Origin of the sequence: Thioclava sp., assembly GCF_048263065.1 — a bacterium.
Taxonomy (GTDB): domain Bacteria; phylum Pseudomonadota; class Alphaproteobacteria; order Rhodobacterales; family Rhodobacteraceae; genus Thioclava.
In genome coordinates, this window is record NZ_JBLXEM010000005.1 from 273,601 (window position 1) to 286,715 (window position 13,115).

Below are 13,115 nucleotides of genomic sequence, written 5' to 3' on the forward strand. Positions count from 1 at the left end.
AGAAAAAGCCCGTGGTTTCCCACGGGCCGTTCCAACTTTTTCACGCCTGAATTCAGGATTTGGCGAGGTTGCGCAGCACGTAATGCAGCACGCCGCCATTGCGCAGGTATTCGATCTCGACTGCGGTATCGATCCGGCTTTTCAGCTTGATCTCCTTGGTCGAGCCATCCGCATATTTGATGGTGCAGGGCACGATCGACTGCGGCTTGATATCGCCTTCCAGCCCGGTGATCGAAACCTCTTCCTCGCCCGTCAGATTCAGATCCTTGCGGGTCATGCCATCGGTAAACTCGAACGGGATCACGCCCATGCCAACAAGGTTCGAGCGGTGGATACGCTCGAAGCTTTCCGCGATCACGGCCTTGACGCCCAGCAGGTTGGTGCCCTTGGCCGCCCAGTCACGCGACGAGCCCGCGCCATATTGCTCACCACCAAAGATCACCAGCGGTTTGCCCAGTTTCTCATAGGCCATCGCGGCGTCATAGATCGAGGTTTGCTTGCCATCGGGGCCTTTGGTGTAGCCGCCCTCGACGCCATCAAGCATCTCGTTCTTGATGCGGATGTTGGCAAACGTGCCGCGCATCATGACTTCGTGGTTCCCGCGACGCGAGCCGTAGGAGTTGAAGTCTTTCGGCGCGACCTGACGCTCGACCAGATATTTGCCCGCAGGCGTATCGGGTTTGAACGAACCCGCTGGCGAGATGTGGTCGGTGGTGACGAAATCGCCCAGCACGGCCAGAATGCCTGCGCCTTTGACATCCGAGATCGTGCCAGCCTCAGCAGACATGCCTTGGAAATAGGGCGGGTTCTGGATGTAGGTCGAGGTCGGCGGCCAGTCATAGGTTTCCCCGCCCGACACGTCCACGGCCTGCCACTTTTCGTCGCCCTTAAAGACATCGGCGTATTTCTCGATGAACTTGTCGCGGGTGACGACCTTTTGCACCAGATCGGCGATTTCCTTGTCGGTGGGCCAGATATCCTTGAGGTAGACATCCTTGCCATCGGGGGTTTGCGCCAAAGGCTCGGTGGTCAGGTCGATATTCATGTCACCTGCCAGCGCATAGGCCACCACGAGGGGCGGCGATGCAAGGTAGTTGGCACGCACATCGGGGCTGATGCGCCCTTCAAAGTTGCGGTTCCCCGACAGCACCGAGGTAGCGATCAGGTCATTGTCGTTGATCGCTTTGGAAATCTCGGGTTGCAGCGGGCCAGAGTTACCGATGCAGGTGGTGCAGCCATAGCCCACAAGGTCAAAGCCGATTGCATCCAGATCGTCTTGCAGGTTCGCGGCCTCAAGATATTCCGACACAACCTGTGATCCTGGCGCGAGCGAGGTTTTCACCCAAGGCTTGCGGTTCAGACCCAATGCGTGGGCTTTGCGCGCCACCAAACCGGCGGCAATCATCACATAGGGGTTGGAGGTGTTGGTGCACGACGTGATCGAGGCGATCACGACAGAACCATCGCGCAGTTCGTAATCCTCGCCTTCGACCTTGGCGGTCTTGGCTTTGATCGTTTTGGTCGGGATCGGGCCCTCGGCTGCCATGTCATGTGCAGCGTCGGAGTCGTCCTTGCCGCGGAATTCGCTGATCACCTCTTCGAACGCAGCCGCCGCAGTGGTCAGCGGCAGGTAATCTTGAGGGCGTTTGGGGCCCGAGATTGCTGGCACGATCGTGCCCATGTCGAGTTCCAGCGTGGATGAGTAGATCGGTGCGTAATCGGCCCCGCGCCACATGCCGTTTTCTTTGGCATAAGCTTCGACCAGCGCGATACGGTCCTTGTCGCGACCGGTCTGCTCGAGATAGCGCAGGGTTTCATCATCAACCGGGAAGAAGCCACAGGTCGCGCCATATTCGGGCGCCATGTTGGCGATCGTTGCGCGCTGAGCCAGCGGCAGGTGATCCAGCCCTTCGCCGTAGAATTCAACGAATTTGCCAACCACGCCATGGGCGCGCAGCATTTCCACGACTTTGAGCACGAGGTCGGTGCCGGTGGTGCCTTCGACCATCGCGCCCGTCAGCTTAAAGCCCACAACTTCGGGAATCAGCATCGAGATCGGCTGGCCCAGCATCCCTGCTTCGGCCTCAATCCCGCCAACACCCCAGCCCAGAACGGCCGCGCCGTTGACCATCGTGGTGTGGGAATCGGTGCCCACCAGCGTATCGGGATAGGCGACTTCAGCGCCGGTCTGATCCTTGTCGCTCCAGACGGTTTGCGCCAGATATTCCAGGTTCACCTGGTGGCAGATGCCGGTGCCCGGCGGCACCACGCGGAAGTTTTCAAACGCAGTTTGCCCCCATTTGAGGAATTGGTAGCGCTCGATATTGCGCTCGTATTCGCGATCCACGTTCATCTGAAACGCGCGCGGGGTGCCGAATTCGTCGATCATCACCGAGTGGTCAATGACCAGATCCACTGGGACCAGCGGGTTGATCTTTTGCGCATCGCCGCCAAGGCCTTTGATGCCGTCGCGCATGGCTGCAAGGTCTACAACGGCGGGAACGCCGGTGAAATCCTGCATCAAAACGCGGGCCGGGCGGTAGGCGATCTCGCGCGGGTTTTTGCCGCCCTTTTGCGCCCATTCGCCGAACGCTTTGATGTCATCGACCGAGACGGTGAACCCGTCATCTTCAAAGCGGAGTAGGTTTTCCAGCACCACTTTCAGCGAAGCGGGCAGCTTGGAAAAGTCGCCCAAGCCTGCCTCGGTGGCGGCTGGGATCGAATAATAGGTGAATTTCTTTGCGCCGACGTTTAGCTCGCGGCGTGTCTTGGCAGAGTCTTTACCGGTGACGATGGGCATGAGATGGCCTCCCTTCATGGGGTCTAAGGGTGTCGCTGCAACTGTGTTTGCCCCAAGCGGCGCGCGCGTTCAAGAGGCGCGTGCTATTTTTTGTATACCATTGCACACAAAGGCGGGTGGATCAGGCGGAAAACCGCATAAAACAGGGGCTGTGCATGATTCTGCCCATGAGAGTAACAGTTGTGCAAAGAAATCTCGCAAAACCTTGATTGGCTCTGGTGCGGGCGTCAGCGCTAGATATAACAACGGGAGTTTCGAGAAGGGGTTCAATGGTACGCGCAGGGATCAGTGCTTCGGTAACGGTCTGTCTTGCTTTGGCAGTCGGTGGTTTTTCGTTGCCCGGTGATGGTTTCGCGCAATCGACCCCCGCAGGCCCGTCCGCGCAAGCGCCCGATACACAAGCCGCCAATCCCGATTCTCCGCCTGGTATGAAGCGCAATGCCTCGGATGCGATGGTGCGTTCGATGGTGGCCAATAGCGCGATCGCCCATAGACCCGTCGTGGTCGAGCTGTTCACCTCGCAGGGCTGTTCGTCTTGCCCGCCCGCAGATGCGCTGTTTCAGGCATATGCGGATCGCGACGATGTAATCGCGCTCGCACTGCATGTCGATTACTGGGATTACCTTGGTTGGAAAGACCCCTTTGGCAAAGCCGAATTTACCGCGCGCCAGAAAGCCTATGCCCGCGCCGCCCGAGAGCGCACCGTTTACACGCCCCAGATGATCGTGGGCGGTACGACGGCGCTGGTTGGCGTGCAAAAAGACGAGCTGAACGCCGCAATCGCCCAGCAAAGCAGCGAAGCCGAATCGGTTAATCTGAAAATTAGCGGCTCGGACGGGAAGTATGAGGTGGTGCTGTCGGCCGATCCGCAGCTCAGTGCGCCTGCCGTGGTGCAGATCGTGCGCTACATGCCCGAGGCGCGCATCGCTATCTTGCGCGGCGAGAACGCGGGGCAGACAATTGATTACCGCAATATCGTGACCGAATGGCATGCGATTGCAGAATGGGACGGCAAGTCGAAAACCCAGATCAAGGTTGATCTGGATGGCGATGATCCGGGCGTTGTGATCGTGCAGGCCGCGCAACCGGTGCAGGGCGTGCCGCTGCCGGGCAAGATTTTGGCCGCTGGTCGGCTTGATTAAGCGCGCCTACCGCTGCTTCCAGCGGCGGTGAATCCAGAACCATTGATCCATATTCTCGCGCACCCGCGCCTCTAGAGCATCATTGAGTGCCTGCGTCATGGTTTCGGCGTCGCTAAGGGGAATTGGGGCCTCGACCACGATACGGAAGCTGAGCCCATCTTTCTGGCGGATCGCATAGACCGGGATCAGATCGGCGTGCATTTTCAACGCCATTTCCGCTGCCGAAAGCGGCGTGCGCGCAGGCTGGCCGAAAAACGTCAGATCGGCACCGCGCTTGAAATACTGATCAAAGCCGAACGCGACCATCCCGCCATCGCGCAGGAATTTCATCATCTCGGCAAGACCGCGGCGCGAGCGTGAAAACAGCGGCTCGGCAATGGCGGAAATCGCGGCGACATATTGCTCGTTAAAGGCGGCGTTATTCATCGGGCGATAGATCGCGCCGACGCGGTAACCGCGCGCCGACAGCGCCGCGCGCCACGCGTCGTAATTGCCAAAATGCCCCACGGCCAGAACCACGGGACGGCCCTCGGCATGGGCCAATGCCAGCGCCTCGGCACCGGGGCCTTCGATGGGCAGATCGCGCACACGGGTCAAAAATTCCTCGCCTGAGTAAATCTCGGCCAGCATCCGGCCCAGTCGGTCAGGCACGGCGCGTTCCAGCCGTTTGACCTCGGCCTCGGGCAGATCGGGGCAGGTGAGCGCCAGGTTTTCTCGCACCCGACGCGAAAACCCAAGCAACGGGGCGGCGCGCGAAACCAGACGTCCTGCCAGCGGGATGCGCCGCTCGTAGGGCAGCATTTGCACCAGCTTCATCACCGTCACAAAAGCGGCGTTAGAGAGGCGATCTGAGAGGGAGGGCGTGTCGTTTTTCATCGCGGGCTGACTGTTGGAAGGCGCGCCGCGCGGCGCTCACGCGACCAGACATAAAGCCCCGCACCGATGATCACAAGCGCCCCGAGGATCGTCGCGCCATCAGGGAGCTGGTCAAACATCAGCCAGCCCCAGAACGAGGCGAATATCAGGCCCGAATAGCCAAAGGGCGCCAACGTGCCTGCCTCGGCCAGCGAAAAGGCGCGGATCAGCAGGAATTGACTAAGACTGCCCGCCAGACCGAGGCCTGCGAAAACCCACAGATCTCCCCAAGCGATGGGTTGCCAGATGAAGGGCAAGGCCAGCGACGACAGCGCCAGACCGACCAGCGAGGACCAAAGCTGCGAGGTCGCCGCACTGTCGCCGCGCACCTGCCGCGTCAGCAGAACCGCGCCTGCAAAGCTGAACGCTGCCGCCAGCGCCAGTAGGGCTGCGGGGTGAAACATGCCGGTGCCGGGGCGCAAGATAATCATCGCGCCAACAAAAGCCGCCACGATGCCGAAGATGCGATGCACGCCCAGCCGCTCACCCAGAAATAGCGCCGCGCCAAGTGTCACGATCACCGGGTTCAGATCGCCCAAGGCGGTAGCCTGCGCCAGCCCGATATAGCGCAGCGCAAAAAAGAAGGCGACAATGGCGCCCATCTGGAACAGCGCGCGTCCGGCCTGCAAACCGGGCTGTCGCGTGCGCAACCGGCGCGGCACCGAGCGCCCGAATATTGCACCTAACACCAGCGCATTCACCCCGAACCGCGCCCAGACGATCAGCAGCGGATGATAGCCCTGACCCAGCAGTTTCGCGAACGCATCCATCAGGGTCAGCATGGAAAACGCGCCCAGCATAAAGGCCACCGCCAGACCGGGTCGGTCGGGATGAAAAGAGGGGACCACGGCGGGCCCCCTCGAAACGGTCTTGATGGTGGGCAGCGCCATCAGAGCAGGGCTTTGACCTTGTCGGCCACGGCCTCGGGGGTGATGCCGAACTTTTCATACAGCTCGGGGGCGGGGGCGGATGCGCCAAAGCGATCCATGCCGACAAACCCGGCCTTGGCCTCGCGGCCCCGCTCGCCCAGAAGCCAGCGATCCCACGGTTGACGCACGGCGGCCTCAACGGCGACACGCACCGAATTGGGCGGCAGGATGCGCTTGCGATAGCTTTCGTCTTGGGCTGCGAACAACTCCATGCAGGGCATCGAGACGACTCGCGTGCCAATCGCCTGCGCTTGCAAAATCTCGCGCGCTTTCATCGCGATTTCCACCTCAGAGCCCGTCGCCATCAGGATCGCCTGACGCTTGCCATCGGCCTCGGCGATGACATAGGCGCCCTTCGCCGTCAGGTTTTGCGGCTTGTATTCGGTGCGCAACGTGGGCAGGCCCTGCCGGCTGAGTGCGAGAACCGAGGGCGTGCCCTCTTGGCTCATCGCGATTTCCCACGCCTCGGCGGTTTCCACCACATCGGCGGGGCGGAAGGTCAGCGTGTTGGGCGTGGCGCGGCAAATCGCGAGATGCTCGACCGGCTGGTGGGTCGGGCCATCTTCGCCAAGCCCGATGCTGTCATGGGTCATGACGTAAACGGTCGGCACTTTCATCAGTGCAGACAGGCGCATCGCACCGCGCGCGTAATCGGTGAAACAAAAGAACGTCCCGCCATAGGGGCGCACGCCGCCATGCAGGAACAGCCCGTTCATCGCCGCCGCCATACCGTGTTCACGGATGCCGTAATTGATGTAGCGGCCCTTGCGGTTTTGCGGATTGAAAACCGACATTTCCTTAGATTTCGTCAGGTTCGAGCCAGTCAGATCCGCCGAGCCGCCCAGTGTTTCGGGACAGATCGGGTTGATCACGTTCAGCACCATTTCGCTGGCCTTGCGAGTGGCGACTTTGGGGGCGGCCTCGGCTTGCTCTTTCTTGAAACGACGGATCGCGCCGACAAGTTTTTTCGATACGGTGCCGGTCATGATGCGGGTGAATTCGCCGCGCTTGCTGTCCGATAGCGCGGCAAAACGCTCTTCCCATTCGCTGCGTGCAGCCGCGCCGCGCGATCCAATCGCTTCCCAAGCCGATTTCACATCGGCGGGAATCTCGAACGGGCCGTAATTCCAGCCGTAAATCGCCTTGGTGCGCGCGATTTCCTCATCGCCCAAGGGCGCGCCGTGGGCGGCATAGCTGTCCGACTTATTGGGTGCGCCAAAGCCGATGATGGTTTTGCAATCCACCAGAACCGGGCCTTTGGCTGCCTTGGCTTCGGTCAGCGCGCGGTCGATATCGGCCGGGTCGTGACCGTCGCAATGCAGCACGCTCCAGCCCGAGGCGGCAAAGCGCGCGCGCTGATCGGTTTTGTCCGAAATCGAGACGCGGCCATCAATCGTGATGTCATTGTTGTCCCACAGCACGATCAGGTTGTTCAGCTCTTGCATGCCCGCCAGACCGATGGCCTCTTGGGAAATCCCCTCCATCAGGCAGCCATCGCCCACGATCACCCAAGTGCGGTGATCGACCAGCTTTTTGCCCCAATGCGCGCGCAGCGATTCTTCGGCAATTGCCATGCCCACGGCGGTCGCGATCCCCTGACCCAGCGGGCCAGTGGTGGTTTCCACCGCGTCGAGTAGGAAGTTTTCGGGATGGCCCGCCGTCAACGCGCCCATCTGGCGGAAATTCTTAATCTGCTCCAGCGTGACTTGTTCATCGCCTGCCAGATGCAGCAGCGCATAGACCAACATCGAGGCATGGCCCGCCGACAGCACGAAACGGTCGCGGTCGGCCCATTTCGGTGCTTTCGCATCGAACTTCAAGTGCTTGGAAAACAGCACGGTCGCAACATCGGCCAGCCCCATGGGCGCGCCGGGATGCCCGGAATTTGCGGCCTGCACCGCGTCCATCGCCAGCGCGCGGACCGCCGAGGCCAGTTTCCAGTGTTCGGGATGGGCCTTGCGCAGCTCTTCGATTTCCATGGCGGTTCCTTTCAGGCGACAGATGAGCGTTTGCGCCCTCTGATAGCAGGGATCGGGGCAAGATCAAGCATGGCCCACAAGTGCTTGAGGCAAAAGGGTGGGCTTGGGGTGCGCAACAGGGTTAAACTGCGTAAAATTTCGTGCATGACGGCGATTCGAGTCGCAGGCAGGATATCAGACCGAGGAGGAGGCGCGTATGAGCGAGATTGCCGAATACGAACGGCGCATTTCATTTGCGCTCGAGAGGATCGGGCGCGGGGTTGAGGTGCTGGCGCAAAAACGGGTGGCACCGGCTGCGGAGCCAGAGTTTGAGCCTGCGTCTGAGACAGAGCAAGCAGCGCCCGAAGCCGAAATTGAGCCCCCGGCTGAGGCTGCGGTTGAAGCCGTTGAACCGGCTCCCGAACCGGTTGCGTCTGCACCCGCCGCAGAGGTCGCGCAGCTACAAGCGGCGCTGGAGGCCGAGCGCGAGGCCAATGCGCAACTGTCTGAACGCGTGCGCGCGATCCGCGAAAAACAAGACACAACGCTGAACGCGATGGAGCGTAAATACGGAGCCGCTGTGCGCGCCCAAGAAGCTGCATTCAAAGAGGTGGCCGCGCTGAAAGCTGCTAACACTGCGCTGATCGCGTCCAATCGCAAGCTGATGGATGAGGGCGTGGCGTTTTCTGAGGAGGCGTTAATGGCCGAGTTGACCGCCTTGCGCGCCGCGCGGGCCAGTGAGGCCAACGAGCTGGGCGAAATCCTTGACGGGCTCGCCCCGATCCTGTCGCAGGACGAAGAGGAGTCGCAAGATGCCTGACTTGACCATTTCCATCGGTGGGCGCGATTTTCAGGTGGCCTGCCAGCAAGGCGAAGAGCATTTTCTGCGCACCGCTGCCTTGATGCTGGATAATGAGGCACAGGTTTTGCTGGGCCAGATCGGGCGAATGCCCGAGACGCGGATGTTGCTTATGGCGGGTTTGATGCTGGCCGATAAGGCCGCAGGTGTCGAGGATCAGCTACGCGAGGCGCAAAACAAGGCGGGCGAGTTGCAAGCCCGCATCGACGAGTTGCAGGCCAATCCCGCACAGGTCGAAGTGGCGGTTGTGCCCACCGAGGTGACCGACTCGTTGGCCGAGATTGCCGCGCGCGCCGAAGCGTTGGCGGACCGGGTTGAGGAGCAAGTATGAGGGCGTTTGCCTGTGCGCTGTGCGTGCTGTTGGCCGCACCTGTTTTTGCGCAAGATACCCCGCCAGCGCCTGATCGACTTGCCCCGCTTGAGGGATCGTCTGCCGCAGATGGCGTGATCACCCGCATCTATAGCTGCGAGCGGGGCGCGCGTGTGCCCGCCGCTTATCTCAACGATAGTGATCCGCAGCGCGTCGTGCTGATGCTTGAAGGGCGAATGGTGGTGATGAGCCTTGTGCGCTCGGCAGACGGTGCGAAATATGCCGAGGATGGCGAGGGCGAGGCGGGCTATGTCTGGTGGACCAAAGGCTCTAGTGCAACGCTGGACTGGATATCCGAGGATGGCGAGTCGCAAAGTCTTCTAAGCGGGTGTCAGGAGGAGTGAGCCAAGGTCCGCGCGCGCAGCGCACGGATTGAACGTTCCAGTGGAGCGTTCAAATTGGCGAGCGCCCGGAGCGCAAGCGTAGGGCAGGCACGGTTTGTAAGTGCATCCCTCACCATTAACCGCTATTTTTTAGTGCGACCGCTGGAGTCTCCGGCGGGAGTATTTTTAGTTAGATGAAAGGCTTACTCGGCGGCCTTCATCTGGAAACCCTTTTCGATCTGATCCGAAGGCGTGACCGGATATTCACCCGAGAAGCAGGCATCACAATATTGCGGACATGCGTTGTTGCGCCCGCCAGCTTCGCCCACGGCGCGGTAAAGCCCGTCGAGCGAGATGAATTTAAGTGAATCCACGCCGACCCATTCGCGCATTTCTTCTTCGCTCATCTGGGCCGCCAGCAGCTTGTCACGATTGGGCGTGTCGACGCCGTAGAAACAGGGCCATGCGGTGGGCGGGGAGGCGATGCGGAAGTGCACCTCTTTCGCGCCAGCATCGAGGATCATATCCTTGATCTTACGCGAGGTAGTGCCGCGCACAACCGAGTCGTCCACCAAAATCACCCGCTTGCCCTTGATCAGCGCCTTGTTGACGTTGAGCTTGAGGCGCACGCCCATGTTGCGGATCTGCTCGGTCGGCTCAATGAAGGTGCGGCCCATATATTGGTTGCGCGTGATGCCAAGGGCAAAGGGGATGCCGCTTTCTTGGCTGAAACCGATGCCTGCGGGGGTGCCGCTATCGGGAACGGGGCAGACCAGATCGGCATCGACCGGGGCCTCGCGGGCCAATTCGATCCCAATGTCGCGGCGCGTTTCATAGATCGAGCGCCCGCCGATGATGGAATCGGGGCGCGAGAAATAGACGTGCTCAAAGATGCAGAACCGTCCGGTGGAGGGGCCGAAGGGGCGCGAACTGTCGACGCGACCGTCTTGGATGACGACCATTTCGCCCGGCTCGATCTCGCGCACGAATTCGGCGCCGATGATGTCGAGCGCGCAGGTTTCGGAGCTTAGGACGTAGCCCGTCTCGCCGATTTTCCCCAGCACCAGCGGACGCACGCCCAGCGGGTCACGCACGCCGATCAGCTTGGTGCGCGTCATTGCGACGATGGAAAACGCGCCCTCGACCCGGCGCAGCGCATCCGCGATCCGGTCGGCATGTTTGCGCTGAATCGAGCGCGCCATCAGATGGATGATGCATTCGCTGTCTGAAGACGACTGGAAGATCGCGCCGCGTTCGATCAGCTCAAGGCGCAGCGAGTCGGCGTTGGTGAGGTTGCCGTTATGGGCCACCGCGCAGCCGCCCATCGAAAACTCGCCAAAGAAGGGTTGAATATCGCGGATCACAGCGCCTTTGGAGCCAGCGGTTGAATAGCGCACATGGCCAATCGCGACATCGCCGGGCAGCGTTTCCATCAGGCTCGACTTGGTGAAATTGTCGCGCACATAGCCAAATCGGTGCGCCGAGTTGAATCCGGTGGCCGCGTCATGGGCGACGATGCCGCCTGCCTCTTGGCCGCGATGTTGCAGCGCGTGCAGGCCGAGGGCGACGAAATTGGCCGCGTCAGCGACCCCGACGACGCCATAAACGCCGCATTCCTCGCGCAGCTTGTCGTCGTCAAAGGGGTCGGCGTAATGGGTCTTGGCGGGTGCGGTGCAGGGCATGGCAGCAGCTCCGATGAACGCGAAAGGGCAGGGCGTTGTCGCCCGTTTAAAGCGAAACGCGAGAGGTGTTAACCCCTCGCGCTATCAAAACCGTCATTCAGGCACCCTCAATTTGCCGGAGTGCTGGGCAATTCATCAATGCGTGCGGGATCTGTGCCCTCGCCTTGCGGGGCGGTGCAGGTCGCCACCAGCGCCTCATAGCGCGCCACGATCCAGCCCGGCGCGTCGCTGGGCATGGTTTCATCCATCTGCCCCGACATGCGTGAAAACACTTTGGCCGAGCGCGAATTATCGACCATCTCGACCGGGTCATTCCCCATCACGCGGTCATAGACAACGAAAGCGACAGCGACCAAGATCACGCCACGCAGCACGCCAAACAGAAAGCCCAGCCCCTGATCCAGCCCGCCAAGGGCCGAGCGCTGCACCGCAGACGCAAACAGCGGCGTGAGGATCGAAAACACCACCAAAGCAATGGCAAACACCACCGCAAAGCCGCCGATCATGCCCAATTCGCAGCTATTGCCGATAAATTTGTCGAGCCCCGGGATTTGCTGCACCAGTGGGCGCGCCTGATTGGCAAACATATATGCGATCACGGCCGCCGCGATCCAGCCGACAATCGCCAGCCCTTCGCGCACGAAGCCGCGGGAATAGGCGAGGATCGCCGAGAGAATGATGACAATCGCCACGATGGCATCAACGATGGTGAACCCGTCCATTTGCGCTCCTGTGCTGTTCGCGCTAGCCCGCGCCGAACATCTCGCCCGTGAAAGTCACGAGATCTCCCAGCTTACGCATGGACATCCCGGTTGTGCCGTCGGCTTTTGTGCCGGTCGGCGCGATGGCTTGTGAAAAACCAAGTTTTGCCGCTTCTTTCAACCTGTTTTCCGCCTGACCGACAGGTCTAAGAGCACCAGACAGGCTGATTTCCCCGAAAATAACCATATCTGCGGGCAAAGCTGTGTCTTCTCGGGCACTCAAAAGCGCGGCGGCGGCGGCCAGATCGGCGGCGGGTTCGATGACTTTCATGCCGCCCGCGACGTTGAGAAACACGTCAAGACCGGTAAACGGGATGCCACAGCGCGATTCCAGCACCGCCAGAATCGTCGAGATTCGCCCCGAATCAAGCCCCACCACCGTGCGCCTTGGCGAGGCGAGCGAGGAGGGGGCCACGAGCGCCTGAATCTCGGTCAACACCGGGCGCGTGCCCTCGATGCCGGCAAACACGGCTGATCCGGGGGCGGGCTGGCCGCGCTCGGATAGAAACAGCGCCGAGGGGTTGGAGACCTCGGCCAGCCCCGCACCGGTCATTTCAAAAACGCCGATTTCTGAGGCGGGGCCAAAGCGGTTCTTCACCGCGCGCAGGATGCGGAATTGATGACCGCGCTCGCCTTCGAAATATAGCACCGTGTCAACCATATGCTCGATCACGCGCGGACCTGCGATCTGACCCTCTTTGGTGACATGGCCGACCAAAATCACCGCCGTGCCGCGCCGTTTGGCAAAACTGACCAGCTCATGCGCGGCGGCGCGCAACTGGCTGACGGAACCGGGTGCGCTTTCGACGCGGTCCGACCACATGGTTTGAATCGAGTCGATCACCACCAGATCAGGGCGCTCGGCCTCTAGCGTGGTCAGAATATCGCGCAGCGAGGTTTCTGCGCCCAAACCCACCGGCGCATCGGTCAGCCCAAGACGCGCGGCGCGCATGCGCACTTGGCTGGCGGCTTCTTCGCCAGAGATGTAAAGCGTTTTCAGCCCTTTGCGGGCAAAAGCTGCAGCGGCTTGCAGGAGCAGCGTGGATTTCCCGATACCGGGATCGCCGCCTACCAGAATGGCGCTGGCGGGCACCAACCCTCCGCCCAGAACGCGGTCCAGCTCATCCATGCCCGCTTTGGCACGTTTCGGCGGGGCCTCTTTGGTATCAAGGGCGGACAGCGTGATAAGCTTGCCCTTGGCCCCACCCAGCCCCGAACCGGGCACCTTGGATAGCGGGCTTTCCTCGACGATGGAATTCCACGCACCGCAGGCATCGCAGCGCCCTGACCATTTGGCATGGGTGGCACCGCATTCGGCGCAACGAAAAGAGGGGGGAGATTTGGCCATCGGGTCTTTCTGTCAGAGCGGCGCGTTC

Annotated in this window: 11 protein-coding genes; 4 read left to right on the forward strand and 7 right to left on the reverse strand. The window is 61.2% G+C overall.

Translation table 11 applies throughout. From position 1 onward, the window contains the following. Window positions 1-52: 52 nt before the first annotated feature. The gene (acnA, locus tag ACN0SD_RS09920) at window positions 53-2,800 is read right to left on the reverse strand and encodes an aconitate hydratase AcnA (RefSeq protein ID WP_417808083.1); all 2,748 of its coding nucleotides are present in this window, start codon (window positions 2,798-2,800) and stop codon (window positions 53-55) included. A gap of 269 nt (window positions 2,801-3,069) precedes the next feature. Here acnA and ACN0SD_RS09925 point away from each other — a divergent pair, with 269 nt between their 5' ends. After that, a complete protein-coding gene (locus ACN0SD_RS09925; RefSeq protein ID WP_417808084.1) occupies window positions 3,070-3,942 on the forward strand; it encodes a DUF1223 domain-containing protein in 873 nt (290 codons plus the stop codon). Between the two features lie 6 nt (window positions 3,943-3,948). Here the strand turns inward: ACN0SD_RS09925 and ACN0SD_RS09930 are convergent, their stop codons facing one another. The 3 genes from ACN0SD_RS09930 to tkt are packed head-to-tail and all read right to left on the reverse strand — an operon-like array spanning window position 3,949 to window position 7,765. Then, the gene (locus ACN0SD_RS09930) at window positions 3,949-4,818 is read right to left on the reverse strand and encodes a lysophospholipid acyltransferase family protein (protein ID WP_417808085.1); all 870 of its coding nucleotides are present in this window, start codon (window positions 4,816-4,818) and stop codon (window positions 3,949-3,951) included. Further along, on the reverse strand, window positions 4,815-5,705 hold the full coding sequence (locus tag ACN0SD_RS09935; protein ID WP_417808086.1) for a DMT family transporter: 891 nt from the start codon (window positions 5,703-5,705) through the stop codon (window positions 4,815-4,817). Before ACN0SD_RS09935 ends, ACN0SD_RS09930 begins: the two co-directional genes overlap by 4 nt. A 41-nt stretch (window positions 5,706-5,746) precedes the next feature. Next, a complete protein-coding gene (tkt, locus tag ACN0SD_RS09940; protein ID WP_417808087.1) occupies window positions 5,747-7,765 on the reverse strand; it encodes a transketolase in 2,019 nt (672 codons plus the stop codon). A gap of 196 nt (window positions 7,766-7,961) precedes the next feature. On the opposite strand from tkt, the gene ACN0SD_RS09945 reads away from it, so the two are divergent. Genes ACN0SD_RS09945 through ACN0SD_RS09955 form a run of 3 tightly spaced genes read left to right on the forward strand, consistent with a single transcriptional unit; the run spans window position 7,962 to window position 9,317 of the window. Further along, complete coding sequence (locus ACN0SD_RS09945) at window positions 7,962-8,564, forward strand: hypothetical protein (RefSeq protein ID WP_417808088.1); 603 nt, start codon at window positions 7,962-7,964, stop codon at window positions 8,562-8,564. Next, a complete protein-coding gene (locus ACN0SD_RS09950; RefSeq protein ID WP_417808089.1) occupies window positions 8,557-8,934 on the forward strand; it encodes a cell division protein ZapA in 378 nt (125 codons plus the stop codon). Before ACN0SD_RS09945 ends, ACN0SD_RS09950 begins: the two co-directional genes overlap by 8 nt. Next, window positions 8,931-9,317, forward strand: a complete 387-nt coding sequence (locus tag ACN0SD_RS09955; protein ID WP_417808090.1) for an MliC family protein — start codon at window positions 8,931-8,933, stop codon at window positions 9,315-9,317. Before ACN0SD_RS09950 ends, ACN0SD_RS09955 begins: the two co-directional genes overlap by 4 nt. A gap of 182 nt (window positions 9,318-9,499) precedes the next feature. Here the strand turns inward: ACN0SD_RS09955 and purF are convergent, their stop codons facing one another. The 3 genes from purF to radA form a co-directional block, all read right to left on the reverse strand. Further along, complete coding sequence (gene purF, locus ACN0SD_RS09960; protein ID WP_417808091.1) at window positions 9,500-10,978, reverse strand: amidophosphoribosyltransferase; 1,479 nt, start codon at window positions 10,976-10,978, stop codon at window positions 9,500-9,502. Between the two features lie 107 nt (window positions 10,979-11,085). Next, the gene (locus ACN0SD_RS09965) at window positions 11,086-11,700 is read right to left on the reverse strand and encodes a CvpA family protein (protein WP_417808092.1); all 615 of its coding nucleotides are present in this window, start codon (window positions 11,698-11,700) and stop codon (window positions 11,086-11,088) included. A gap of 22 nt (window positions 11,701-11,722) precedes the next feature. Next, window positions 11,723-13,087: a DNA repair protein RadA gene (gene radA, locus ACN0SD_RS09970; protein ID WP_417808093.1), complete on the reverse strand. Its 1,365-nt coding sequence runs from the start codon at window positions 13,085-13,087 to the stop codon at window positions 11,723-11,725. Window positions 13,088-13,115: the final 28 nt, after the last annotated feature.

Bases quoted from the DNA above. Each gene is read 5' to 3' on its own strand.
- purF (WP_417808091.1), bottom strand. From the start codon at position 10,978: ATGCCCTGCACCGCACCCGCCAAGACCCATTACGCCGACCCCTTTGAC.
- ACN0SD_RS09925 (WP_417808084.1), top strand. From the start codon at position 3,070: ATGGTACGCGCAGGGATCAGTGCTTCGGTAACGGTCTGTCTTGCTTTG.
- ACN0SD_RS09955 (WP_417808090.1), top strand. From the start codon at position 8,931: ATGAGGGCGTTTGCCTGTGCGCTGTGCGTGCTGTTGGCCGCACCTGTT.
- radA (WP_417808093.1), bottom strand. From the start codon at position 13,087: ATGGCCAAATCTCCCCCCTCTTTTCGTTGCGCCGAATGCGGTGCCACC.
- ACN0SD_RS09930 (WP_417808085.1), bottom strand. From the start codon at position 4,818: ATGAAAAACGACACGCCCTCCCTCTCAGATCGCCTCTCTAACGCCGCT.
- ACN0SD_RS09950 (WP_417808089.1), top strand. From the start codon at position 8,557: ATGCCTGACTTGACCATTTCCATCGGTGGGCGCGATTTTCAGGTGGCC.
- ACN0SD_RS09945 (WP_417808088.1), top strand. From the start codon at position 7,962: ATGAGCGAGATTGCCGAATACGAACGGCGCATTTCATTTGCGCTCGAG.
- tkt (WP_417808087.1), bottom strand. From the start codon at position 7,765: ATGGAAATCGAAGAGCTGCGCAAGGCCCATCCCGAACACTGGAAACTG.
- ACN0SD_RS09965 (WP_417808092.1), bottom strand. From the start codon at position 11,700: ATGGACGGGTTCACCATCGTTGATGCCATCGTGGCGATTGTCATCATT.
- acnA (WP_417808083.1), bottom strand. From the start codon at position 2,800: ATGCCCATCGTCACCGGTAAAGACTCTGCCAAGACACGCCGCGAGCTA.